Source organism: Acinetobacter sp. SA01 (assembly GCF_011319235.1).
Classification (GTDB): domain Bacteria; phylum Pseudomonadota; class Gammaproteobacteria; order Pseudomonadales; family Moraxellaceae; genus Acinetobacter.
Genome location: NZ_WXXM01000002.1, coordinates 163,342 through 187,083 on the forward strand (window position 1 = coordinate 163,342; position 23,742 = coordinate 187,083).

19 protein-coding genes are annotated in these 23,742 nt (G+C 42.4%); 9 read left to right on the forward strand and 10 right to left on the reverse strand.

Going from position 1 to position 23,742, the window contains the following annotated elements; translation table 11 throughout:
* Positions 1–170 precede the first annotated feature (170 nt).
* A complete protein-coding gene (gene putA, locus GTU69_RS03810; RefSeq protein WP_166168281.1) occupies positions 171–3,941 on the reverse strand; it encodes a trifunctional transcriptional regulator/proline dehydrogenase/L-glutamate gamma-semialdehyde dehydrogenase in 3,771 nt (1,256 codons plus the stop codon).
* Positions 3,942–4,059: 118 nt separating this feature from the next.
* Here putA and GTU69_RS03815 point away from each other — a divergent pair, with 118 nt between their 5' ends.
* Entirely contained in the window at positions 4,060–4,545 is a 486-nt protein-coding gene (locus tag GTU69_RS03815) for an Lrp/AsnC ligand binding domain-containing protein (protein ID WP_166168284.1), read from the forward strand.
* Positions 4,546–4,609: 64 nt separating this feature from the next.
* Here the strand turns inward: GTU69_RS03815 and putP are convergent, their stop codons facing one another.
* Positions 4,610–6,148: a sodium/proline symporter PutP gene (gene putP, locus GTU69_RS03820; protein ID WP_166168287.1), complete on the reverse strand. Its 1,539-nt coding sequence runs from the start codon at positions 6,146–6,148 to the stop codon at positions 4,610–4,612.
* 462 nt (positions 6,149–6,610) lie between these two features.
* Between putP and aspA the strand changes: the two genes are divergently transcribed.
* From aspA to GTU69_RS03845, 5 genes are all read left to right on the forward strand, one after another.
* Positions 6,611–8,059, forward strand: coding sequence for an aspartate ammonia-lyase (gene aspA / locus GTU69_RS03825; protein ID WP_166168290.1), 1,449 nt, complete (start codon positions 6,611–6,613; stop codon positions 8,057–8,059).
* Between the two features lie 141 nt (positions 8,060–8,200).
* Positions 8,201–8,572 carry a hypothetical protein gene (locus tag GTU69_RS03830; RefSeq protein WP_166168293.1) on the forward strand — a complete coding sequence of 124 codons (372 nt, stop codon included), beginning with the start codon at positions 8,201–8,203 and terminating at the stop codon, positions 8,570–8,572.
* 133 nt (positions 8,573–8,705) lie between these two features.
* Positions 8,706–12,164: a transcription-repair coupling factor gene (gene mfd, locus GTU69_RS03835; RefSeq protein ID WP_166168296.1), complete on the forward strand. Its 3,459-nt coding sequence runs from the start codon at positions 8,706–8,708 to the stop codon at positions 12,162–12,164.
* Positions 12,165–12,397: 233 nt separating this feature from the next.
* Entirely contained in the window at positions 12,398–12,832 is a 435-nt protein-coding gene (locus GTU69_RS03840) for an HIT family protein (protein ID WP_086196353.1), read from the forward strand.
* 65 nt (positions 12,833–12,897) lie between these two features.
* Complete coding sequence (locus GTU69_RS03845) at positions 12,898–14,358, forward strand: adenylate/guanylate cyclase domain-containing protein (protein WP_166168299.1); 1,461 nt, start codon at positions 12,898–12,900, stop codon at positions 14,356–14,358.
* Between the two features lie 70 nt (positions 14,359–14,428).
* Here the strand turns inward: GTU69_RS03845 and fdx are convergent, their stop codons facing one another.
* From fdx to GTU69_RS03885, 8 genes are all read right to left on the reverse strand, one after another.
* Positions 14,429–14,767 carry an ISC system 2Fe-2S type ferredoxin gene (fdx, locus tag GTU69_RS03850; RefSeq protein WP_086174266.1) on the reverse strand — a complete coding sequence of 113 codons (339 nt, stop codon included), beginning with the start codon at positions 14,765–14,767 and terminating at the stop codon, positions 14,429–14,431.
* A gap of 13 nt (positions 14,768–14,780) precedes the next feature.
* A complete protein-coding gene (gene hscA, locus GTU69_RS03855; protein ID WP_166168302.1) occupies positions 14,781–16,643 on the reverse strand; it encodes a Fe-S protein assembly chaperone HscA in 1,863 nt (620 codons plus the stop codon).
* Between the two features lie 47 nt (positions 16,644–16,690).
* Positions 16,691–17,206: a Fe-S protein assembly co-chaperone HscB gene (gene hscB, locus GTU69_RS03860; RefSeq protein WP_166168305.1), complete on the reverse strand. Its 516-nt coding sequence runs from the start codon at positions 17,204–17,206 to the stop codon at positions 16,691–16,693.
* Between the two features lie 105 nt (positions 17,207–17,311).
* The gene (gene iscA, locus GTU69_RS03865) at positions 17,312–17,632 is read right to left on the reverse strand and encodes an iron-sulfur cluster assembly protein IscA (protein WP_086196349.1); all 321 of its coding nucleotides are present in this window, start codon (positions 17,630–17,632) and stop codon (positions 17,312–17,314) included.
* Between the two features lie 38 nt (positions 17,633–17,670).
* Positions 17,671–18,057, reverse strand: coding sequence for a Fe-S cluster assembly scaffold IscU (gene iscU / locus GTU69_RS03870; protein WP_166168308.1), 387 nt, complete (start codon positions 18,055–18,057; stop codon positions 17,671–17,673).
* A 105-nt stretch (positions 18,058–18,162) separates the two neighbouring features.
* On the reverse strand, positions 18,163–19,380 hold the full coding sequence (locus GTU69_RS03875; protein WP_166168311.1) for an IscS subfamily cysteine desulfurase: 1,218 nt from the start codon (positions 19,378–19,380) through the stop codon (positions 18,163–18,165).
* Between the two features lies 1 nt (position 19,381).
* The gene (locus tag GTU69_RS03880; RefSeq protein ID WP_086196347.1) at positions 19,382–19,855 is read right to left on the reverse strand and encodes an Rrf2 family transcriptional regulator; all 474 of its coding nucleotides are present in this window, start codon (positions 19,853–19,855) and stop codon (positions 19,382–19,384) included.
* Positions 19,856–19,967: 112 nt separating this feature from the next.
* Positions 19,968–20,615, reverse strand: coding sequence for a hypothetical protein (locus GTU69_RS03885; RefSeq protein WP_166168314.1), 648 nt, complete (start codon positions 20,613–20,615; stop codon positions 19,968–19,970).
* Between the two features lie 190 nt (positions 20,616–20,805).
* Here GTU69_RS03885 and GTU69_RS03890 point away from each other — a divergent pair, with 190 nt between their 5' ends.
* The 3 genes from GTU69_RS03890 (at position 20,806) to GTU69_RS03900 (ending at position 23,705) form a co-directional block, all read left to right on the forward strand.
* Positions 20,806–21,273, forward strand: coding sequence for a phasin family protein (locus GTU69_RS03890; RefSeq protein WP_166168317.1), 468 nt, complete (start codon positions 20,806–20,808; stop codon positions 21,271–21,273).
* Between the two features lie 158 nt (positions 21,274–21,431).
* Positions 21,432–21,704, forward strand: a complete 273-nt coding sequence (locus GTU69_RS03895; RefSeq protein WP_004651791.1) for an HU family DNA-binding protein — start codon at positions 21,432–21,434, stop codon at positions 21,702–21,704.
* Between the two features lie 132 nt (positions 21,705–21,836).
* Complete coding sequence (locus tag GTU69_RS03900; protein WP_166168320.1) at positions 21,837–23,705, forward strand: SurA N-terminal domain-containing protein; 1,869 nt, start codon at positions 21,837–21,839, stop codon at positions 23,703–23,705.
* The last annotated feature ends 37 nt before the right edge of the window (positions 23,706–23,742 follow it).

The following is a 23,742-nucleotide window of genomic DNA, read 5'->3' on the forward strand; positions in this document are numbered from 1 at the left end:
TAGATTTTTATTCAAAGGAAAAAAAGAGGGTCGTTGGAATAGTTTCGGAACAAAAAAGAAACCAAGTCAACCAGACCAGGGAGAAGTTGACTTGGCAAAGAGGAAACGATATTTCGTTATAAGGTTAAGCGCTGACGCGCATTATTTACGTTTGGGTTGACGTTAAGGTTTTAATTTAAAGTCATCAGACTGGCATTACCTCCTGCGGCTGCGGTATTGATACTGATGGCACGCTCAATCACCAGTCGTTCTAAAGGAATATCATGATCCAGAGGTTTTAAATGCGTGATGCCAATAATCGCCCCGGAACGGGCAGCAATTTGAGTTTGTAAGTATTGCAGTTGCGCTTTACTGCCGTGATGCAGCACGGCATCAAACTCTCCGCTTTCGATGTTCTGGATTACGGCAAAACGCTGTGCAATTTCTTTGGGCATTTTAGAAAGATATTTGAGCACAAAGGTATTTTCAGTCAGCACTACAGGCTGGCTGCCAACCGCAAAAATTGCCGCCAATTGTTGAATCTGATCCTGTTCTTGTTCTGCCAAAGACAGCACATGTTTTCTTGGCAACACCACATATTGATTGCTTTCACCGGTCGGGCCTCGCAATTCATAATGATGGCCAGCACAGCATGCAGGGCACGGTTGCAATTGATATTGCGGGAAGGTTTTTTCTGCCCATTGATAAAACACTTCATATAAAGGCTGATGCGCTGGCTGTGTGGCTTGTGCCTGAGTTGCAAATGGTCGAGCCAGTTTTTTCGCAGAGCAGTGCTGCATCAAACGGTACAGATAAATCGGGCCGCCAGCTTTAGGGCCTGTACCGGACAAGCCTTCACCACCAAAAGGCTGAACACCGACCACCGCACCGACAATATTACGGTTGATATATAAGTTACCGACTTCTGCCTGTGCAATGACAGTCTGAATGGTCTCATCAATACGGGTATGCAGTCCCATGGTCAGTCCATAACTTTTGCTATTGATCTGCTCAAGCAGCTGTTCTAATTGACCATATTTGTAGCGAATGACATGCAGCACCGGACCAAATACTTCACGCTGTAAATCGTCCAGATTTGGCAGTTCAATCAGGGTTGGCGGAATAAAAGTTCCTTGTTCCAGGGTTTGATCCTGTTCAGGATTCAACATCAGTTGATGCACGGAATGACCTTTACTGCGCATTTGATCAATATGTTTCTGAATATTGCTTTGTGCTTCAAGATCAATTACCGGGCCGATATCGGTTTTTAATAGCACGGGATTGCCAACACAGAGTTGTTGCATGGCACCTTTTAGCATATGGATAACACTATCGGCATTGTCTTCTTGCACGCAGAGCACACGCAGGGCTGAACAGCGCTGACCGGTACTATCATAAGCCGAGCTCACCACATCCAGAATCACCTGTTCGGTCAATGCCGACGAGTCGACAATCATGGCATTTTGCCCACCTGTTTCTGCAATCAGTGGAATAGGCTGCCCTGATGGACTCAGTCTTTGCGCCAGGGTCTTTTGCAAAATTTTGGCGACTTCGGTAGAACCGGTAAACATGATGCCTTGAATACGCGCATCACCGCTTAATTGCGCACCGACTGTTTCACCTTGCCCCGGAAGAAGTTGCAGTACATCTTGAGGAATGCCGGCTTCCCACAAAATCTGGATCGCTTGTGCGGCAATCAGTGGCGTTTGTTCAGCCGGTTTGGCAATCACGGTATTGCCTGCCACCAACGCAGCTGAGATTTGCCCGGTAAAAATCGCCAAAGGAAAATTCCACGGGCTGATACATAACACCGTACCCAGTGGTTGAATAATAACATCATCATCCAGATCGATGATTTGAGCGGCGTAATAACGCAGGAAGTCGACTGCTTCACGAACTTCGGCAATGGCATTGGCATAGGTTTTACCACTTTCACGACAGAGTAAAATCATCAATTCTTGCAAACGTGATTGCATGATATCCGCTGCACGCTGTAAGCAAGCGGCACGCATGTCTTTAGCTGTATTGCTCCATTCAGCTTGTGCATTCACGGCATGATCCAGGGCCTGATTGACCTGATCAGCACTTGCTTCCTGTACATGACCCACGACATCTAGATGATCGGCAGGATTCACAATAAGAAGTGATTGTGAAGTTGCATCCGTTGAGTCATTTTCAACACCGAGGTTTTTACCCAAGACTTGAGCCTGCCATTGATGCTGACTCAGGTTGTGTGCAGTCTGGTTGAGGTGGGTCAGGTCATGATCATTGGCTAAATCCAGACCTGCTGAGTTTGGACGGTTATCGCCGTACAAATCAGGTGCTAGTGGAATAGCCGGGTGTTTCTGACCCACCTGTGATTCTTTGGCTGCATTTTTCAAAATCTCTGCATGCGGATTTTCAATCAGATCTTTAATTTCTAAGCTTTTATCTGCAATGCGGTTGACGAAAGAGGTATTGGCACCATTTTCCAGTAAACGTCTTACCAGATAAGCCAGTAAGGTTTCATGATTTCCTACAGGGGCATAGATACGGCACGGCACACCCAGTTTGTTATCTGTTTTATTGCCCACCACCTGTTCATACAGTGGTTCACCCATGCCATGCAGGCACTGGAATTCATATTGGCCACTGTAGTATTGGTTCGGATCGGCCAGATGATAAATGGTTGCAAGAGTCTGGGCATTATGTGTCGCGAACTGCGGGTAAATCTGCTCTGGCGCAGCCAACAGTTTTTTCGCACAGGCAATATAAGACAGGTCGGTATGCACTTTACGGGTAAACACCGGGTAGTCCGTCATGCCTTCAATTTGGGCCTTCTTGATTTCACTATCCCAGTAAGCACCTTTAACCAAACGGATCATCAGACGTTTTTGACTGCGTTTGGCTAAGTCCACCACATAGTCCACCACGTAGAAGCAGCGTTTCTGATAGGCCTGAATCACAAAACCAATGCCTTTCCAGTCGGCAAGGCCCGGCTCAAAACATAAACGCTCTAATAGTTCTAAAGAAATTTCCAGACGTTCGGATTCTTCGGCATCAATGTTCAGGCCAATATTGTAGCGTTTTGCCAGTTCTGCCAATTGCAGCACTTTGGGATACAGCTCGTCATGCACACGGTCAATCTGTGCACGCTGATAACGTGGGTGCAGGGCGGAAAGCTTGATGGAAATACCCGGGCCGTCATAGACATCTTTGTCTTTGGAGGCCTGACCAATGGCATGGATGGCATTGCTATAATCCTGGAAATAGCGTTCAGCATCATGTTCGGTCAGCGCGGCTTCACCGAGCATGTCATAGGAATAACGGAAACCTTTATCTTCTAGCTGTTCTGCATGTTCTAGCGCTTCCTGAATGGTTTCACCCGTAACAAACTGCTCGCCCATCATCCGCATGGCGACATCCACAGCTTTACGGATAATCCCGCGACCACTACGGGCTAAAAGCCCTGTGAGCACGCTGGATAAAGTCTTTTGTTTTGGGGTTTCCATCAGTTTTCCGGTCAGCATGAGCCCCCAGGCAGCCGCATTAACAAACATCAGGCTGCTTTGCCCGACATGTTCTTTCCAGTTCCCCTGATTGATTTTGTCGCGAATCAGCAAGTCCCGTGTCGCGCTGTCCGGAATTCGCAGCAAGGCTTCAGCCAGACACATCAGGGCAATACCTTCCTGAGAGGAAAGTGAAAACTCTTGCAATAATCCCTGTACGATCCCGGCTTTACCGTTCGAGCTTTTACGTTCCCGTAAGCTATGGGCAAGATCGAATGCCAGATCATAAATGCGCTGGTTCAGCTGTTCAGAAATCTGGCTATGTTCCAGTAAATGTTCAACACAGTCAGGTTCAGCACGGCGCCAGGCAGTATTTACCTCAACTTCATAGTCATTTTTTTCTTTGAATTCGGTAATATATCCAAAGTGAGGTTTTGTCTGGTCAAAGCGGGTTTCAGTGTCCATTATATTCATGCCAACATCCTGTGACTGCCAAATTTTTGTTGAGTAAAATGCTTTATATAATTTATGATTACAGAAAGAATGCCGAATAACTCACTATAATTTTGGTTCATTTTAGAGAATAATTCTGATGCACAGCCCGATTTTTACCCTGGACCGAACAGATATCAAAATTTTAGATATTCTGCAAAATGATGGCCGGATTTCGAATATCAAACTGGCCGAAGCGGTAAATTTATCCCCGACCGCGGCTTTGGCAAGGGTACAGAAACTGACCAAAGATGGGTTTATTCTGGGTTATGAAGCCAAGCTGAATCCTGACATGCTCAATGCCAGTTTCGTGGTCTTTGTCGAGATTTTACTGGATAAAACTACCCCCAATGTTTTGGAAGAATTTTCTGATGCGATCATGCAATATCCTGAAATTGTGGAATGTCATATGATCAGTGGCGGATTTGATTTTGTCGTGAAAATCCGCTGCGCCAATATGGATGAATTTCGGAAAATTTCAGGGCAGGTCCTGTGGCGTCTTCCCGGAATTAAAGAGACACGAAGTTATCCGGTGATGGAAGTGATTAAGGAAAGTTCTAAAATTTATCTGAAAAACAAAGGATAAAAATAAAACAAGGGGCTTAATGCCCCTTGAAGTTTATCTGGTGAAAGAAAATATCCTCAAAGCTTTATCCTGCATTCTTAGATTGGGCGGGTAGCCCATTTTGCAGTTCTGCCATTTCTTTCTTGTACAATTCGTCTGCCTGCTCGAAACGCTGAAGTACTTCGTGTGACGGAGCTTTTTCTAATAAGCTGACCACGACAATGCTCAAAAATGACAGAATAAAACCGGGAATAATTTCATATAATCCGGTGCTGGTCATGGTATTTTTCCATAAAATAACGGTTACCGCACCGACAATAATTCCCATAATCGCGCCGTTTAAGGTCATGCGTTTCCAGAACAAGGACAGGATAATCAGCGGGCCAAATGCAGCACCGAAACCAGCCCAGGCATAGGCAACCAGACCTAGAACCTTACTGTTTGGATTGCTTGCCAGAATAATGGCAAGCACTGCAATTGCCAGTACCATCAAGCGTCCAACCCAGACCAGTTCTTTTTGCGAAGCATTTTTGCGCAGGAAGGCTTTGTATAAATCTTCCGTCAGGGTGCTTGAGCAGACCAAAAGCTGACAGCTCAGGGTGCTCATCACAGCCGCTAAAATTGCTGCCAAAATCACGCCTGCAATCCAGGGATTAAACAGGATTTTGGTTAGTTCCATAAAAATGGTTTCAGGATTCTGGGAAACCACGCCGGCAAGTTCTGCATGCTGCTGGAAGTAAGCAATGCCAATGAAACCGGCACCGACTGCACCACCTAAACATAGAATCATCCAGCTCATGCCAATTCGACGAGCTGCCGGAATGGTCTTGACCGAATCTGCTGCCATAAAACGCACCAAAATATGTGGCTGTCCAAAATAGCCTAAGCCCCAAGCCATAGATGATAAAATGGCGACTGTACTTAATCCTGAAAGCATATTGGTAGAATGTGGACGAGCTGTTTCAATCAGTGTGGCCAACTGCTGGCTATGATCACCGATGGCCATGTAAGCCATAATCGGTGTAAGCAGCAGCGCGAAAATCATCAGTCCTGCCTGAAAGGTATCGGTCCAGCTAATTGCTAGGAAACCACCAATGCATACATAGCTGATGGTGGCGATTGCACTGATCCAGAGCGCTGTCGTGTAAGACATGCCAAAAATACTTTCGAATAGTCGTGCACCAGCCACCATGCCTGATGCACAGTAAATGGAGAAAAATACCAGAATTACCAGAGCTGAGATCATCCGTAGCACACGTTTGCGGTCACCGAAACGACTGGTGAAATAGTCCGGCAGGGTTAAAGCATTGTTCTGCACTTCGGTATGGACACGTAGGCGACCGGCGACTAACAGCCAGTTCAGCCATGCGCCAATAATCAGGCCAATCGCAATCCAGGCTTCCGACAAACCTGAAAGATAGATCGCACCGGGTAAACCCATGAGCAACCAGCCACTCATATCGGAAGCTCCTGCAGAAAGGGCGGTGACCACACTGCCCAGACTGCGTCCTTCGAGAATGTAATCTGAAAAGTCGGAGGTGGATTTATAGGCATACAGTCCTATACCAACCATGGCAATAATATAAAAAATAAATGTGATGAGGGTGGGGTTAAGTTGACTCATGGGCGCATCCTTATGTCCTTATGAATAACATCTTTCCAAGATGATTTTTTGTGCAGGTTCACTCAGGCGCTGATTCAATCATAAAATTGAAATTACTTTCTGTAACATTTCTAAGGGATTTAATCACGTGTTATGTAGCGGAATGTATTTTTAGATACAATTGATAAAAATTTAATAAAATAAATAACTTATAATTGTGTAACTTAATGTCATTCATCTTGTGCGAATAATTATCTACTGTGAATTAGAAATAACGCTCAAAAATTTTTGCGCCTGATTTTTTAAGGATGAAAATTGGAAGCGCTAAGATAGTTACAAGTGCTTACATTCGCTACAGAGTCCATGTATTGGGTTAAAGAGCATTGCCAAATAAATATCTTTTTACAATATTTAAAATAGCGTAAAGCCTTAATATTTTTTTCAATTGCACAATTCTAGTGCATACATGTGAGTATATATAAAGTGACAACAGTTCAACCCGACAATACAAGAATAGAGCGTGATTTATTGGGAGCAAAAGAAGTTCCAGCCGAGTGTTATTATGGCATTCATACAGTAAGAGCTCTGGAGAATTTCCAGATTTCTAATCAGAAGGTGGGAAGTCAGCTTCACTTTATCCGTGCTTTGGCACAAGTCAAAAAAGCCTCTGCCCAAGCCAATTTAGAATTTGGCAAAATTTCAGAACAGGTCAGCCAAGCTATACAATTTGCCTGTAATGTATTGATCGAAGCACCTGAACAATGGAGTGAAGCTTTTCCTTTAGATATTTATCAGGGGGGTGCAGGAACTTCCATTAATATGAATACCAATGAAGTGTTGGCCAATATTGCTTTGGAGCATTTGGGTTTTCATAAGGGGCAATATGAACACATTCATCCGAATGATCATGTAAATAAATCGCAATCCACCAATGATGTCTATCCTACAGCCTTACGTTTAGCGACTTATTATAGTCTGGACAATTTGTTGCTTCAGATTCAAAAAATAGTTGATAGCTTATATATCAAGGCGACAGAGTTTCAATTTGTGGTAAAAATGGGACGTACCCAGCTGCAAGATGCCGTACCGATGACTTTGGGGCAAGAGTTTCGTGCATTTGCAACCTTGTTAAAGGAAGATATACGTCTGATTCAACGTACCCGTGAGCTTTTACTGGAAGTGAATCTGGGGGCCACAGCTATTGGAACAGGAGTGAATACCCCTAAAGGTTATGCCCATGCAGCGATTCAATCCTTAAACAAAATTACCGGCTTGAATCTGGTTGGTGCAGAAGATTATGTCGAAGCCACCAGCGATTGCGGGGTATTTATTATTTTATCCAGTACGCTTAAACGTCTGGCGGTGAAACTTTCAAAAATTTGTAATGATTTACGCCTATTAAGTTCGGGACCGCGTGCCGGACTGGGTGAAATTCGTTTACCCGAATTACAGGCGGGTTCATCCATTATGCCAGCCAAGATTAACCCTGTGATTCCTGAAGTAGTGAACCAGATTGCCTATAAAGTGATTGGTAATGATTTAACTGTGACTCTGGCAGCAGAAGCCGGGCAATTACAACTCAATGTCATGGAACCGGTGATTGCTGTTGCAATTAATGAGTCGATTGAACTTCTCACCCAGGCGGTGGTCAGCCTTGACTGTAAATGTATTCAAGGTATTCAGGCCAATGAGCAGATCTGTTATGACGCTGTAATGCGCAGTGTCGGCATTGTCACTTTGCTGGATCCAATTTTGGGACATGCCAAATGTGATGAAATTGGGAAACAGTGTATTGCTGAAAATAAAACTATTCAGCAGGTGGTTTTGGAAAGGGAATTACTGACTCAAGCACAGCTAGATGAAATTTTTGCTTTTAGTAATCTGGTTTCAGAAGTAAGCTTACAGCATGAACCTTTGGCACAGGTTGGCTAATTGCTGGCTACAAAAATTTAATCATGATCCGAATAAAAAAAGGTCGCAATTTAAACAGCGATCTTTTTTATGAAAAAATAGGGATGAAGATAATGCAGCTCAGGGTTAAAATAGCTGGGATTTTTTCTATATGTCATGCTCATGCTGAATAAACTTGCCGGACTATTTACAGGTTCAGGACTGCTTAAAAGTTCAAAACCTTCTCCTGAACAGCTGTATCTTCAAGAAAACAATATCCAGTTTGATCCGGAACAGGGCTATATTGTGGATGGAATCGTGGTCAATCAGCTGTCTGAACGTTTGGTTTATTTTTCCAATCGCAAATTAAACAACTTTGATGATTTAAAAACCCTGTATTTTACTGCCATTCTGATTAATGAAAAAATTGATCTGGAAATTGCCAGTCAACGTTTTGTTGAACGTTTGGGTAATACTGAAGAAAATCTGTTACAGTTCAAGCAGATCATTCAGAAACTAAATGATTACTATCGTAATTTCCTACGCGAAAAATAATTAGACAAAGACTTATGTGCTCGGCATCTAAAAGGATTTAGATGCGATCATTTGCTGTATATAAAAATAACTCAACCAAGAAAAAACCCATGTTAATATACGATCCATGTCATTTAGACCAAAAGCTATATACATGTTCCAACAAGAAATTTCTCAACTCCATCTGCAACAGTTAAAAGCAGGCGAAAAACGCTGGGTCGGTAATTTACAAGGCTCATCTGCCGCTTTACTGTTCAAAGAAATTGCCACACAAAGCAAGCAATTATTCATTTTGGTGGCCAAAAATAATCAGCATTTGGGACAGTTGGAAAGTGAACTGGAATTTTACGGGATTAAACCGACGATTTTCCCGGATTGGGAAATTTTGCCTTATGACCGTTTATCTCCCCATCAGGATATTGTGTCAGAGCGGCTTTCCATTTTATCCAATATGCCGAAGCAGGGCGTGCTGCTTTTATCTGCATCAACTTTGGCACAGCGTGTTGCACCGGCTTCATGGATATTGGGCGAACATTTTGATATTCAAGTGGGACAGAAATTTGAACTTGAACAACAGAAACTGCGTTTAATCCAGGCCGGTTATCATCTGGTCGATACCGTTTATGATCATGGTGAATTTGCTGTGCGTGGCAGCATTATGGATATTTACGCGTCTGGTCAAAGTGCACCCATCCGTATTGATCTGTTTGATGATGAAATTGAAAGCTTAAAGTTTTTTGATCCTGAAACTCAAAGAACAACCCAAACGCTACAACAGTTTTCTGTATTACCCGCCAAGGAATTTCCGCTTAAAGAAGGGCGTGCCACTTTCCGTGAGCGTTATGCGGAAAAATTTCCCACAGCAAATCCGAAGAAAAATCCAATCTATCAGGATGCATTGGAAGGTATTGCCTCACCAGGACTGGAGTTTTATTTTCCCTTATTCTTTAGTAAAGAGGCGATGCAAACGCAAAGTACCCTCATGGCGTACTTACCTAAGAATGGCATTGTCATTACAGATAAGCAACTGGAGGAAGGGTTAACCAGTTTCTGGAAAGATGTGCTGCATCGTTATGAAGACCGCCGTCATAATGTCGAGCAGCCTATTTTGTCGCCAGAAGACATCTTTTTGCAGCCGAATCAGGTCTTGGAGCAGTTGAACCAGTTCGCCAGAATCATTGCCTCAACAGAAACATTCGCTGAAAAAAGCGGTGTGATTAATTTCAATACGGAAATTCCACCTCGTTTGCCGGTAGATCCAAAACAGGAAAAACCGTTTTCTGCGGTTAAAAAATATATTAATGCTGCCAATCATCCAGTCCTGCTGGTGGCTGAAAGTGCCGGACGCCGTGAAACACTCAAGGACGCCTTGCGTCCAGCGCTGGGAGACATTCCCAATGTTGAAAATTATGCACAATTCACAAGCTCTTTACATGCTATAGCCATTACCAGTGCACCGCTGGATCGGGGTCTGGTCATTCCTGATCAACTTACCATCATCTCGGAAAACCAGCTCTATGAGCATCGGGTGGTGCAGCGCCGCCGCAAGCGTCAGCAAGAAGTATCCGAAGAATTCCTGATTCGCAGTTTAACTGAACTGAGTATTGGTGCCCCTGTGGTGCATATCGATCATGGGGTCGGACGTTATGCCGGCCTGGTCACTTTAAGCATTGACGACCAGGAACATGAATTTTTACAGCTGGATTATGCTGATGCTGCCAAGGTCTATGTTCCGGTCACCAATCTGCATTTAATCAGCCGTTATAGCGGCGGCGATCCAGATTTGGCCCCCTTGCATAAACTGGGCACCGATGCCTGGAGCAAGGCAAAACGTAAAGCGTTGGAACAAATCCATGATGTTGCTGCTGAACTGCTGCATATTCAGGCACGCCGTCAATCTAAACCCGGTTTTAGCTTTGAACTGGAACAAAGTCCATATATGCAGTTTGCCAGCGGCTTTGCCTATGAAGAAACGCTGGATCAGGCCAATGCCATTGAAGCAACCCTGCACGATATGCAGCTGGCTAAACCGATGGATCGTCTGGTATGTGGCGATGTTGGTTTTGGTAAAACTGAAGTGGCGATGCGGGCAGCATTTGTTGCGGTACAAAACAACAAGCAGGTGGCTGTTTTGGTTCCCACCACCTTGCTGGCACAGCAGCATTATGAATCGTTTAAAGACCGTTTTGCCGACTGGCCGATCCGTATTGAAGTACTGTCACGGTTTGGTTCAGGTAAATCACATAGCAAAACCATTGAAGACCTGGCTGATGGTAAAGTTGATATTGTGATTGGTACACATAAAATTTTGCAGCAGAATATCCAGTTTAAAAATCTGGGTCTGATGATTGTCGATGAAGAGCATCGTTTTGGAGTACGTGATAAAGAACGTATTAAAGCCATGCGTGCAGATGTCGATATGCTGACTCTCACCGCGACGCCAATTCCACGAACTTTAAATATGGCCTTTAGCGGGATGCGCGACCTTTCGATTATCGCTACACCACCTGCACGTCGTCTGGCTGTGAAAACCTTTTTACAGGAACAGACCAGTGAATCCATTAAAGAGGCGATTCTGCGTGAATTGCTGCGTGGTGGACAGGTATATTTCCTGCATAATGAAGTGGATACCATTGAGCGCACTGCTGAAAATATTCGTGAACTGGTGCCTGAGGCCCGGGTGGCGGTTGCTCATGGCCAAATGCGGGAACGTGAACTGGAGCAGGTGATGCAGCAGTTCTATCATAAAGAATACAATGTGCTGGTCTGTTCAACCATTATTGAAACCGGGATTGACGTTCCCAATGCCAATACCATTTTAATTGAACGCGCTGATAAGCTGGGGCTTGCCCAGTTGCACCAATTACGCGGCCGTGTCGGACGTTCACATCATCAAGCTTATGCCTACTTGCTGGTACCTTCAATCAAGGGGTTAAAGGGAGATGCTGAAAAGCGTCTGGATGCGATTCAGCGCGCATCGAATTTAGGGGCCGGTTTCATGCTGGCGACGGAAGATTTGGAAATTCGTGGTGCCGGTGAACTGTTGGGCGAACAGCAAAGTGGTTCCATGCAGGCGATTGGTTATAGCCTGTATATGGAAATGCTGGAAAAAGCCACCAAGGCCATCCAAAAAGGCAAAACCCCGAATTTCGATGCACCATTGTCCCTCATTGCTGAAATCAATCTACATATGCCAGCCTTGATTCCAGATGAATATCTGGGAGATGTGCATCAGCGCCTATTGTTCTATAAACGCATCAGTAATACCGATACCCAGGAAAAACTCGATAATATCCGCATGGAGCTGATTGACCGGTTTGGTGTGCCGCCGCAGCCAGTGAAGCAGTTATTTGCTGTGCATCAGATTCGTTTGAAAGCGGAGCAGCTGGGCATTACCAAAATTGATATCAGTGCTAACGGTGGTCATATTGAATTTTCACCAGAAACACCAGTACAGGCCATCAGTATTATTCAAATGATGCAAAAACATCCGACCTTTTTCCGCATGGATGGCGGGCAACGCCTGAAAGTCATGGTCATGCTGGAAGATTATCAAAAACGTATCCAGTTTATTATCGATTTATTGGACAGTTTATTGAAAGAAATTCATTGATTTGACAGGGAGTGTATAAGATTTATGCACTCGCTTTGCAATTTGTGCAGATTTTAAAAAATCGTGAGATGAAGCGCTTGATTTTTTAAAGAAATTTATTAAATTCGTGAATGTTCATGCATTGATTGCAAATAGTGGTTTATTTGTAATGAAACACATTGCATAGAATATTCACGCCCCATTGGATGTGATAGTATTAGCCATCATTCTAATTTTGCATAATTTATAAAGATATGTTTAGTTTGCATCCACAACTTGCTCAAGATACTTTTTTTGTAGGCGACTTTCCACTGTCAACATGTCGTTTAATGAATGATATGCAATTTCCGTGGCTCATATTAATTCCACGCGTGCCGGGCGTGAGCGAATTATATGAATTAAGTCAGGCTGACCAGGAACAGTTCCTGCGTGAATCGAGCTGGTTATCGAGTCAGCTTGCACGCGTATTCCGCGCAGACAAAATGAATGTGGCCGCTCTTGGGAATATGGTTCCACAATTGCATTTTCATCATGTCGTGCGCTATCAAAATGACGTGGCTTGGCCAAAACCAGTATGGGGTACTCCAGCTATTCCTTATACCAATGAAGTTCTTGCACATATGCGTCAAACCTTGATGCTCGCATTGCGTGGTCAGGGTGATATGCCATTTGACTGGCGTATGGATTAATTCCAAGCCATTGAAAGCCATAGTATGGAATTTATGGTGTCAAGACTCGAATCAGGAGTGATTGAGTGTCATTAGACGACTGGATTAGAAAAGAACCCAGACAATTTGAATATTTCCATCGTTTGATGGGATATATGATGTTGTCTTTACTCGTTACTGTCTACCATTACACGGCTTCTGACACCCAATACCAGATTTATATTCCTTTTTTCCTGTTGTTCATTTTTCTGATTACGCCGAGATTATCGACCTGGCTGCAGTATCGTTATAATTCCAATATAAAACGCAGTGTCTTGTTTATTACCGATGTGGTTGTTATTTCGGTTATTTTATCTGCTATTCATTTAAACCTGGTTCTGACTTTCATTTCACTGTTTGTCATTTTATATACCGCAATTACCAACAAGATTTCTTTTTTAGCTGTGTCATTGGCAAGCCTGATTGGAATCGCAAATTTTTATCTGTGTAATATTCTGATTTTTGGTTTTGGTGAGTATTTTGAACAAACCACTGGTGAGTTAACCGTTTTAGGTTTTATCTGTTTAATTACTTTTTTTGGTGTGGGCAGTTTTTATCAAAGCAGCCAGATTCAACATATCAGTAATCGTCGAACCTATTATTACGATCAAATGAATCGTTATATGGAGTTCGCAAATCAGCTGAGCCGATATGCACCTGTGCAGTTGTGGCAATCGATCATGAAGGGAGAATCGGAAGCCAAAATTGAATACAAACGTAAGAAAATGACCATTTTCTTTTCGGATATTCAAGGTTTTACCGAACTTTCAGAAACATTAATTCCTGATGATTTGGCCTTCCTGCTCAATGACTATTTAAGTCATATGACTGAAATTGCCAAGCAGTACGAAGCGACTGTCGACAAGTTTATGGGGGATGCCATCCTGATTTTCTTTGGTGATCCAATCTCGCAAGGGGTGGAACAAGATGCCAAAACTTGTCTGGATATGGCAATTGATATGCGTCAGCAAATGAAACTGCTGCGTGAACGCTGGATCAAGATGGGCTATCCGGCTTTGCATATCCGTATGGGAATTAGTACTGGTTACTGTCACGTAGGCAACTATGGCGCAGCACATCGTATGGCATATACCATTGTTGGACGTGATGCCAATCTGGCAGCACGACTGCAAAGTGCGGCAGCAGTCGATGAAATCCTGATTTCAGATGAAACCTATAATTTAATTAAAAATGACTATTTATGTGCGCCGAAAAAACCTATTACGCTTAAAGGGATTCACGGTCCGGTAAAGACCTGGCAAGTTATGGAAAAATATACCTCGCGTAAATTGGATTATCAGCGCTGGTTTGATTATGAGTACAAGGGTTTCCATTTATTGCTGAATCTGGATGAGGTTCAAAATTATGAATATCCAGAGTTGATCCAAGTGTTGGAAAAGATGATCAAGCGGATTCAAAAACAGCAAAAATTGACCAACTCAGAAGGTATTGTTCGACTCAATCTGGAAGATGTGATTGAAGATGAGAAAAACGAGCAGTACCACTAAAAATCATGATTGAGATGATGTTTACAGATAAAAAACCACGCGATTGCGTGGTTTTTTATGAGCGAAAATCTTAATGATTTTCTGAGGCGTGGTTGATGGTGTATTTAGGAATTTCGACTTCCAAATCTTCATCGACAATTTTCACTTGGCATGAAAGGCGTGAATCCGGTTCCAGACCCCAGGCACGATCTAGTAAATCTGCTTCTACATCTGTCATTTCTTCGAGGCTGTCAAAACCTTTGCGAACTACGACATGACAGGTGGTACAAGCACAAGACATATCACATGCATGTTCAATCTTGATACCGTTTTTTAACAGGCTTTCGCACAGGTTGGCATCCTGTTCAACTTCGAACTCGGCACCATTAGGGCAAATTTGCGCATGTGGAAGAACTTTAATACGTGGCATAATTTTTTCCTGTTTATTGGTCCGAGTTTGACCAGTCATCAAGTTTAGTGCCTTTCAAAGCTGCATCAATATGTTGGTTCATGCGTGCAGTAGCAAAAGCATCACTGTGTATTTTAAGCTGTTCTACAGCTTGTTCAATCGCTTTGATATCGGCGGTTTCTAGTTGAGCCTCAAGTTGAGCTTTGGCTTGATTTAACGATGCTAACTGTTCAGCAGTTAATAGCTGGGCATCCACTTTCAGGGCTTGTTCCAGTGCTTCCAGCTCACGTTTTGCTTCAACCTTGGTTTCTTGCAAATGGCGAAGATGTTTATCTTCTTCCGCATATTTGAAACCATCAATCAGTAAGCGTTCGGTATCGGCATCCGATAAACCATAAGAAGGTTTAATGTCGATTTGTGCATGTACACCAGAGGTGGTTTCCTTGGCAGCAACAGTCAACAAGCCATCGGCATCAACCTGAAAAGTGACTTCAATACGTGCCTGACCGGCAGTCATTGGCGGAATGCCATGCAAGACAAAGCGACCCAAGCTACGACAATGTTCAATTAGATCACGTTCACCTTGCACCACATGAATCAGCATGGCGGTTTGGCCATCTTGATAAGTGGTGAATTCTTGGCGACGCGCCACAGGAATGGCCGTATTGCGTGAGATTAAACGCTCCACCAGACCACCCATGGTTTCCAGACCGAGTGACAAAGGGGTAACGTCTAATAACAATGAACCATCTTTGGAGTTGCCAATGAGCTGATTCGCTGTAATAGAGGCACCAATTGCGACCACCTCGTCCGGGTTGATGGTGCATAGTGGTTCCTGATTGAAGACTTCACGAACAGCCTTTTGCACCGCATAAGAGCGGGTAGAACCACCCACAAGCACGACATTTTTAATGTCATCCAGCTCAAGTTTGGCATCACGCATTACGCGTTTACATACGCTGATGGTTTTGTCTAAAGCAACTTTAATAATGTCTTCAAATGTAGCCCGGTCTAAAGTCAGAGCCTGATCTAAAACTTTCAGTTCAACTGACTCGGCATCTGACAAGGCTTCTTTGGCTTTACGTGCAGAAACAATAAAATGTGCATATTCGGCATCATCTAAGATCTCAATATTCAGTTGTTTTTTAGCCCATTTCACAATCAGGCGATCCAGGTCATCACCACCTAAAGCAGTATGTCCGCCAGTCGCTAAAACTTCGAATACACCTTGCGAGAAACGCAGGATAGATACGTCAAAAGTACCGCCACCCAGGTCATAAATCACATAATTTTGATCGTGAGCGAGATTGGTTTCTTGGTCTAGGCCATAAGCCACAGCCGCAGCAGTGGGTTCATTGAGCAGACGTAAAACATTCAAACCGGCCAGTTGTGCAGCATCACGAGTGGCCTGACGTTGTGCCTCATCAAAATAGGCTGGAACAGTAATGACTGCACCATTCACTTCGTTTTTTAAACTGTCTTCAGCACGGTCTTTCAGCTGTTTTAAAATTTCTGCAGAAATCTCGACAGGGGTTTTACGGCCTTGTGCAGTTTCAAAAGCAGGCATCTGATTGTCTTCACCCACCAAAGTGTAAGGGTGCTGGAATTTGATGTCTGCTTTGGAGCGTCCCATAAAACGTTTTACGGAAACAATAGTGTTTTTAGGATCTGTAGTAGTAAACGGCTTGGCTTCATCACCATAATGGGTGGTGTTATGGCTGTAGTGAACAATAGAGGGAAGTAACACTCGGCCTTGTTCGTCGTTCAGAACTTTAGCTTTACCGGAAAGTACTGTGGCAACCAATGAATGCGTCGTACCCAAGTCGATACCAATTGCGATGCGGTGTTCATGCGGTGCACTTGATTGACCGGGTTCTGCAATTTGCAAGAGAGCCATGGTGTTACATCCTTAGAACTAAAAATTAAAAATAAAATCAAAAAAGATTAAAAATCATCATCTAAATCAAAGCTGTCATCATCTAGAAAACGATCTTCAGCCTTGTCGATGTCAGCCATGACTTTAACAAAGAAACGCAATTTGCGCACGGTATCGCGAGCTTCGCCCCAGTCTTCATCTTCATAGTCGATTTTGAATTCACGGACTAAACCGTCAATCCATTGCTGAACTTCATGCTTTAATGAAGTCAGTTCGTCAGCTGATGCAGCTTCATCCAGCTGTTCACGAATTTCCAGTGCAGACTGTAAAAACTCGAAATCTCCAATCGATTGATCCAGATGATAATCTTGTTTTTTAAGACTCAAGAGATAAGCAGCGCGGCTATCAACATTAGATAAAGCCTTAAATGCTTGGTTGATCTCGCTCGATTTAATCAGCGCTTGATCTTTGTCTTCGGCTTTATCAGGATGATATTGTTGCTGCAACTTTAAAAATTCAGTTTTTAACGCTGCCAAATCAATATCGAGTGCTACAGGGAGGTTGAACAGCTCAAAATGATTCATGGGAGATTGGATCCGCGATAGATATGCAAAAGTGACTGCTGTAAATGCAATTAAAACAGTGCATTTTACACTGTTTTAATCACAAAAAGAGAGGGAGTGGTGTGGTTAAACGGTGAAAGATTCACCACAGCCACATTCGCCTTTTTTATTCGGGTTGTTAAATTCGAAGCCTTCATTGAGACCGTTTTTCACGTAGTCCATCTCCATACCTTCAAGATAAACCAGGCTTTTAGGATCAACAAAAACTTTAACACCAAACTGCTCAAACATTTGGTCATGGGTATCGACTTCATCGACAAATTCGAGTACATAAGCCAAACCAGAGCAGCCTGAAGTTTTCACACCAACGCGAATGCCTTCACCCTTACCACGATTCTTTAGGTAATTGCTGATATGAGTTGCAGCATTTTCAGTTAAATGGATCATGAAAACTCCGTTAATCTTTGATCAAAAACTTGAAACACTTAAGCTTTTGTTTTTTTGCTGCGATAGTCTTCAACAGCAGCTTTAATCGCATCTTCAGCCAGTACAGAACAGTGTACTTTTACTGGAGGTAAAGCAAGTTCAGTTGCAATGTCAATGTTCTTGATTGCTTGAGCTTCGTCCAGGGTTTTACCTTTTAGCCATTCAGTTACTAGCGAGCTAGATGCAATCGCAGAACCACAACCATAAGTTTTAAAGCGTGCTTCTTCAATCACACCGTCATCATTCACCTGAATCTGAAGACGCATTACATCACCACAAGCCGGTGCACCCACCATACCTGTACCAACATTTTCAGCATTTTTGTCTAAAACGCCAACATTACGAGGGTTTTCGTAATGATCAATTACTTTTTCGCTATAAGCCATGATGCTTCTCCAAACCTCGGGGTCAGCCTTAAGATTAATATGGGGGTGAAATTACGTTTATCAATGAGATAGCTTTAAATTTTAAAGCTATCTCCAAGTCATGAATCAGTGTTCAGCCCATTCAACAGTGGAAAGGTCGATACCTTCTTTATACATATCCCAAAGCGGAGAAAGTTCACGTAATTTCTCAACAGCAGCTTTAGTGATTTCAAGAACGTGATCGATATCTGCTTCAGTAGTGTATTTACCGAAGCTGAAACGGATTGAACTGTGAGCAAGTTCGTCAGAAAGACCGAGCGCACGAAGTACGTAAGATGGCTCAAGTGTTGCAGAAGTACATGCTGAACCAGAAGATACAGCTGCATCTTTCAATGCCATCATCAATGATTCGCCTTCAACAAAGTTAAAGCTGACATTCAGATAGTTTGCAACGTTGTAAGTAGGATGACCGTTTAAGAATACTTGTTCAAGGCCTTGTAAACCGTTCCATAATTTATCACGGAGGATACGTAAACGGGCTTGTTCAGCTTCCAGATTTTTGCCTGCAAGTTCAAATGCTTCACCCATACCTACGATTTGGTGGGTTGCAAGTGTACCTGAGCGCATACCGCGTTCATGACCGCCACCATGCATTTGTGCTTTAAGGCGTACACGTGGTGAGCGACGAACGAATAACGCACCGATACCTTTAGGGCCATAAATTTTGTGAGCAGAGAAACTCATTAAATCAACTTTTAAAGTTGAAAGATCAATCTCTACTTTACCTGCAGCTTGAGCCGCATCAACGTGGAAGAAAATTTTCTTGGCACGGGTAATTTCACCGATAGCTGCAATGTCAGTGATGGTACCAATTTCGTTGTTGACCATCATCAGGGAAACAAGAATAGTATCTGGACGAATAGCGGCTTCAACCATTTCAGGGGTAATTAAACCTGTTTGTGGTTGTGGCTCAAGATAGGTGATTTCAAAACCTTCTTCTTCTAATTCACGGCAAGTATCTAAAATTGCTTTGTGTTCAATTTTACTGGTGATGATGTGTTTGCCTTTAGACGCGTAAAACTGAGCCACACCTTTGAGTGCCAGGTTATCAGATTCTGTGGCACCTGAAGTCCAAACAATCTCGCGTGGATCTGCTTTGACCAAGTTCGCAACTTGTTCACGTGCATATTCTACTTTTTCTTCAGCCTGCCAACCGTAAGCATGAGAACGAGATGCAGCATTACCGAAAGTACCGTCGAAAGTTAAGCACTCCATCATGCGTTCTGCAACTTGAGGGTCTACAGGAGTGGTTGCTGCATAATCAAGATAAATCGGACGTTTCATGTCAAATACCTGTAACCGATAAAAGGGCTGAATCAAATGATGCTGTATTTTGGCGAATGGAAACGGTTTGAACGTTATCTCGTGCGACCAGATCAGCAAGGGTGATTTTTGCTAAATAATCGGCAATGTGGTGGGAGAGTTCTTGCCATAAATCATGAGTCAAGCACATTGCACCATTCTGGCAATTACCTTTATGATCACAACGTGTTGCATCAACTGCTTCGTTTACAGCTTCAATAATTTCTAATACTGTGATTTCTTCAGCGCTACGAGCCAGGTGATAACCACCGTTGGCCCCACGAACACTAGAAACTAAGCCGTGGCGCTTTAATTTCGCAAATAACTGCTCAAGATAAGCAACAGAAATGCTTTGACGAGCTGCAATTTCAGCAAGCGTAATCGTTTGTTCAGTTGGCTGCAAAGCTAAATCAAGTAGAGCAGTCACTGCGTAACGACCGCGAGTAGTAAGACGCATGATTCGATACACATATTAAGACTAGATGAATTGATTTTATGAATCCTGACTAAAATAGTCAAGTTTTTTTATGGGTCTTTAAATTATTTTGTTTTATAGGAAAATTATATGTTTATATAATCCAGTAATTATATACTAATAACGCAACTAATAGCACGATAATTAGACTAAAAGAGACATTCACTCTTTTTTGTTTTTGTTGCATACGTCGAATGCGATTCTTATATTGTTTGACTTCTACCTCTAAGGTATTGATCTTTGAACGTTGCTGGTCAATTTTTTCCAATAGGGGAGCAATACGCTTTTTGGAAGAAATAACTTCCTGTCCATCAGCGGGTTGGCTGAGCCACTGTTTCCAGTCGGATAAAACTTTTGGAAAGCTGAACAGCAAGCTTAAATCTCGAAACTCATCTTTTAAGGTGCTGTCACCATCAATACGCATTTTTTTAATACTGCGGCGATTGGCAAAGACAAATACTTTAATTAAATCCATGAGGGTAGTGCGGATATCCAGATCGACTACTTTCTCGGGAGCTTTGCTGTCAAAGAGTATGCCTTGTTCAGTGAAAACAACATAAAAATCGAAATAAGGCAAATAGCTGTTGATTTTAATGGTGATTTTTTGGTCTATAAATTTTTTAGCCTGCAAGCCAACGACCCGATCATGTTTTAAGATGAAGGTAAAGATTGTTTCTAAAACAATCAGGGTCATTGTGAGCAACAAATGCGGTTGATTCTGACCTTGTTGCGATTCACTCATAAAACTTAATCCTTACCTGAAAGGAGCATCCTATGCTCGAAAATGTGTTTCAGGACTTATAACAAATATATTAATCTTGCTTTGTAGAACAGTTTAGCAAATCGATCAAGTATTTAATTTGCTATTATAGCTGTATTTTTTGAGTAATTATATTCAAGTTGTATAGAAAATAGGCTAGGAGATGGCGGGTATGGATAAATCAAAAACAGATCAAGAGATTGATCAACTAAAAAATGAAAATCCTGATAAAACAAAGAATAAATTACGTTCAGGCCGTAAGTCGGGTCTGGATTTTCGTAAATATACTCAACAAATATGGCTTGCGGGTTTGGGTGCTTTTTCACGTGCAGAAGAGGAAGGAAACAAACTCTTTGACTCTTTAGTCAAGGTGGGGGAGGAGCTGGAATCTAAGACCACTGAAATTGCCGATCAAACCGTAGAAAAAGTCTCAGAAAAAGCCAAAGAATCCGTCAATGATACCAAAGATAAGGTTGAAAAATTGCTCGACCATAGTGTCAATCATTCTTTAAACAGAATTGGTTTGGTCACGGTAAAAGATATTCAACATTTAGAAACTCTCATATTACAATTACATAACAAGGTCGATTGTCTTATTGAAGAAAATAAAATACTCAAGGCACAAATATTAAAAAAATGAAACTTTTTGGCTTTTTCTGCATTTTTCAACAATTTTTTTCGCAATTATTTTGTAGAAAAGCCTATTCAGAGTATTGCGTTTTGCCCCAAAGCATTGATATAAAGGTGTTATGGAATCCTTAGACCTTAAATAAACGATATTAAGAGGACGTAATCTTCATGAATAAATCAGAATTAATCGATGCAATTGCAGAGAAAGGGGGATTGTCTAAGACTGATGCAGGTAAAGCCTTAGATGCAACTATTGCTTCAATTACTGAAGCACTTAAATCTGGTGATACTGTTACACTTGTTGGTTTTGGTACATTTAACGTTAAAGAACGTGCGGCACGTACAGGTCGTAACCCGCAAACTGGTGCAGCTTTAGAAATTAAAGCAAGCAAAGTACCAAGCTTTAAAGCAGGTAAAGGTTTAAAAGATTCTGTAGCTTAATCTTTTTGAAAGCCTATCAACGCGCCCTATATGGCGCGTTTTTTATTAATAATGCCGATTTACAGTCTGAACGCATTCATTCAAAGCAGGTTTTCGGGTAAAATCGCCCACAAATAAAATATTGGAATACTTATGGAATCTTTTCGTAAAGTTATTAAAGGTTGGTTGGGCAAAGCTTTGCTCATTTTGTTTTTGACCCCTTTAGCACTTGTAGGTATTGAAGGATATTTTAGCGGTGGAAAATCTGAAGACACGGCAAAATTGGTCAATGGCCAGGAAATTTCTAAAAAAGAATTAGAATCGCTGAGCAAAACATTTAAAGAACAATACCTGGCTTATGCCAATGGCGACGAAACTTTACTGAATCAATCTTTTATCGAAAATAAGGCGATGGAGAGTCTGGTTGCTCGTACCTTGTTATTACAACAAGCGGAAGAGTTGGGTATTTCTTTGAGTGATGCACAAATTGAACAAATGATTGCCCAGCAACCGAGCTTTCAGGAAAGCGGTAAGTTTTCTGAAGCCTTATATTCAAATTATTTACGTTCAGTGGGTATGACCAGTCAGGCTCTGATTGCAAACTTGCGTAAAGACCATGCCTTAAAAATGGTGACGTCAACATTTATGGATTATGCATTGGTGAGCAAGCTGGATATTCAACAAATTGCCAATTTGCAAACTGAACAACGCACCTTGCATCTTGCCAGCATTAAACTGGATGAATACAAGAAAAATATCAAAGTCACACCTCAAGATATTGCTGCTTACTACAACAAGCATCAAAATGCATTTAAGCAGGTAGCCAGTGTGGACGTTGATTATGTTGTGCTCACACCAGCCAATGTTGCACCAGCGAATACTCAAGTAACAGATGCTGAATTGCAGCAAGCTTATAGTGCATTTGTTGATGCACAAAAGAAAAATGCTCAGCCATTGGTAAAACATATTTTAATTACCGTAGATACCCGTTCAGATGCTGAAGCGAAAAAATTGGCCACTGAAGTCGCTGCGAAAATTAAAGCAGGTATGTCTTTTGCCCAAGTAGCCGCACAGTATTCGGATGATACTGAATCGAAGACCAAGGGTGGTGTGGTAGAAGCTTATGCCAAAGGTGTGTTTGGTGATGCATTCGATCTAACGGTTGCTTCTTTAAAACCAGCCCAAGTTTCAGCGCCGGTTAAAACTCAGTATGGTTATCATTTAATTGAAACAGAAGCAGCTGCTGTGAAGTTGCCTTCATTTGAAACTGAAAAACCACGCCTGTTAGCAGAGTTGCAAAAGAACAAAACGGCGAATTCATTTTCAGATGCTGTAAATAGCCTGAATGAGTTGGTTGTAGGTAGCGATGCGCTGGATGTGGTGGCTCAGGAAGTTAAGGGTGTGACAGTTCAATCTGTGAAAGGTATGACCCTCTCTACACAGCATCCTATACTGAGTGATGCCAATGTCAAAGTTAAGCTGTTTAATGATGATGTGAAAAATGGTGATCGCAATGCTTCTAGCAGCATTCAAATGGCAAATGGTAATACCGTTTGGGTGAAAGTGCGTAACTATCATGCAGCTGGTGTTCAAACACTTGCAGAGGCAACACCTCATGTAAAAGCCAAACTGATTGAACAAAAAGCAGTTGATGCAGCTAAAGCGAAAATCCAGACAGCATTGAATAACTTCAAATCGCAACCGGCTGCTAGCGCTTTGGCACAAAGTCAGATTGCTTTTGAAAGTGCCGGTGTATTTATGCGTTCACAAGGCCTAAAACGTGAGATTGAACGTGCGGCATTCAGTGTTCCTACACCGAAAGCAGGCATGTGGTCGGTCACCACAGCTGCATTGCCTAATGAATTAGTGGTAGTGGCTGTGTCAAATGTGAACAAGACCACGTCGAATGCCTTAACCAATGGACAATTGGGTGAATTGTCCAAGCTGTATCAGCAGCTTCGTGGTCAGCAGGAACTGGATGATTACACGCAATATCTAAAATCACATGCGAAGATTAAGTAATCTTAAGTGAAATAAAAAAACCTGCATGAACGCAGGT

Coding starts and splice junctions, on each gene's coding strand:
- putP (WP_166168287.1), bottom strand. CDS start 6,148: ATGAGTCAACTTAACCCCACCCTCATCACATTTATTTTTTATATTATT.
- hscB (WP_166168305.1), bottom strand. CDS start 17,206: ATGAATCATTTTGAGCTGTTCAACCTCCCTGTAGCACTCGATATTGAT.
- GTU69_RS03840 (WP_086196353.1), top strand. CDS start 12,398: ATGTTTAGTTTGCATCCACAACTTGCTCAAGATACTTTTTTTGTAGGC.
- GTU69_RS03830 (WP_166168293.1), top strand. CDS start 8,201: ATGCTGAATAAACTTGCCGGACTATTTACAGGTTCAGGACTGCTTAAA.
- GTU69_RS03875 (WP_166168311.1), bottom strand. CDS start 19,380: ATGAAACGTCCGATTTATCTTGATTATGCAGCAACCACTCCTGTAGAC.
- GTU69_RS03900 (WP_166168320.1), top strand. CDS start 21,837: ATGGAATCTTTTCGTAAAGTTATTAAAGGTTGGTTGGGCAAAGCTTTG.
- iscA (WP_086196349.1), bottom strand. CDS start 17,632: ATGATCCATTTAACTGAAAATGCTGCAACTCATATCAGCAATTACCTA.
- GTU69_RS03885 (WP_166168314.1), bottom strand. CDS start 20,615: ATGAGTGAATCGCAACAAGGTCAGAATCAACCGCATTTGTTGCTCACA.
- GTU69_RS03880 (WP_086196347.1), bottom strand. CDS start 19,855: ATGCGTCTTACTACTCGCGGTCGTTACGCAGTGACTGCTCTACTTGAT.
- iscU (WP_166168308.1), bottom strand. CDS start 18,057: ATGGCTTATAGCGAAAAAGTAATTGATCATTACGAAAACCCTCGTAAT.
- putA (WP_166168281.1), bottom strand. CDS start 3,941: ATGAATATAATGGACACTGAAACCCGCTTTGACCAGACAAAACCTCAC.
- GTU69_RS03890 (WP_166168317.1), top strand. CDS start 20,806: ATGGATAAATCAAAAACAGATCAAGAGATTGATCAACTAAAAAATGAA.
- mfd (WP_166168296.1), top strand. CDS start 8,706: ATGTTCCAACAAGAAATTTCTCAACTCCATCTGCAACAGTTAAAAGCA.
- GTU69_RS03895 (WP_004651791.1), top strand. CDS start 21,432: ATGAATAAATCAGAATTAATCGATGCAATTGCAGAGAAAGGGGGATTG.
- GTU69_RS03815 (WP_166168284.1), top strand. CDS start 4,060: ATGCACAGCCCGATTTTTACCCTGGACCGAACAGATATCAAAATTTTA.
- hscA (WP_166168302.1), bottom strand. CDS start 16,643: ATGGCTCTCTTGCAAATTGCAGAACCCGGTCAATCAAGTGCACCGCAT.
- fdx (WP_086174266.1), bottom strand. CDS start 14,767: ATGCCACGTATTAAAGTTCTTCCACATGCGCAAATTTGCCCTAATGGT.